At 55.5% G+C, this 1,272-nt stretch carries 1 rRNA gene; it reads right to left on the bottom strand.

Features of this window, described 5'->3' with window-relative positions:
- Positions 1-1,272, bottom strand: a 23S ribosomal RNA gene (locus AC3B4V_RS16195); the annotation flags it as partial.

Here is a 1,272-nt window from a genome sequence, read left to right on the forward strand (position 1 = left end):
CTCATCGTCTCTGAGGGGTCTTTCTTGATTACTCAAAGGGAAATCTCATCTTGGAGGGGGCTTCATGCTTAGATGCTTTCAGCATTTATCCCGTCCGCACGTAGCTACCCAGCGATGCTCCTGGCGGAACAACTGGTACACCAGCGGTGCGTCCATCCCGGTCCTCTCGTACTAAGGACAGCTCTCCTCAAATTTCCTGCGCCCACGACGGATAGGGACCGAACTGTCTCACGACGTTCTGAACCCAGCTCGCGTACCGCTTTAATGGGCGAACAGCCCAACCCTTGGGACCTACTCCAGCCCCAGGATGCGATGAGCCGACATCGAGGTGCCAAACCTCCCCGTCGATGTGGACTCTTGGGGGAGATCAGCCTGTTATCCCCAGGGTAGCTTTTATCCGTTGAGCGATGGCCCTTCCATGCGGAACCACCGGATCACTAAGCCCGACTTTCGTCCCTGCTCGACTTGTAGGTCTCGCAGTCAAGCTCCCTTCTGCCTTTGCGCTCTACGAATGATTTCCAACCATTCTGAGGGAACCTTTGGGCGCCTCCGTTACTGTTTAGGAGGCGACCGCCCCAGTCAAACTACCCGCCTGACACGGTCCTCCAGCCGGATCACGGCTGCGAGTTAGAGACTCTATGCATGAAGGGCGGTATCCCAAGGGTGACTCCTCCGAAGCTGGCGCTCCGGGCTCGACGTCTCCCGCCTATCCTGTACATCATGCACAAAGCCTCAATATCAGGCTGTAGTAAAGCTCCATGGGGTCTTTCCGTCCTGTCGCGGGTAACCTGCATCTTCACAGGTACTATGATTTCACCGGGTCTCTCGTTGAGACAGTGCCCAAATCGTTACGCCTTTCGTGCGGGTCGGAACTTACCCGACAAGGAATTTCGCTACCTTAGGACCGTTATAGTTACGGCCGCCGTTTACTGGGGCTTCGGTTCAAAGCTTCGCTTGCGCTAACCCATCCCCTTAACCTTCCAGCACCGGGCAGGCGTCAGCCCCTATACGTCATCTTGCGATTTAGCAGAGACCTGTGTTTTTGCTAAACAGTCGTTTGGGCCTATTCACTGCGGCTCTACTCATGTAGAGCGTCCCTTCTCCCGAAGTTACGGGACCATTTTGCCGAGTTCCTTAACGAGAGTTATCCCGCGCGTCTTAGAATTCTCATCTCGCCTACCTGTGTCGGTTTACGGTACTGGCGCCTTCCCCCTCACTAGAGGCTTTTCTTGGCAGTGTGAAATCGTGACCTACGTCCCTACGGGACTCCGC

This window comes from Exiguobacterium sp. E17S (genome assembly GCF_057772545.1).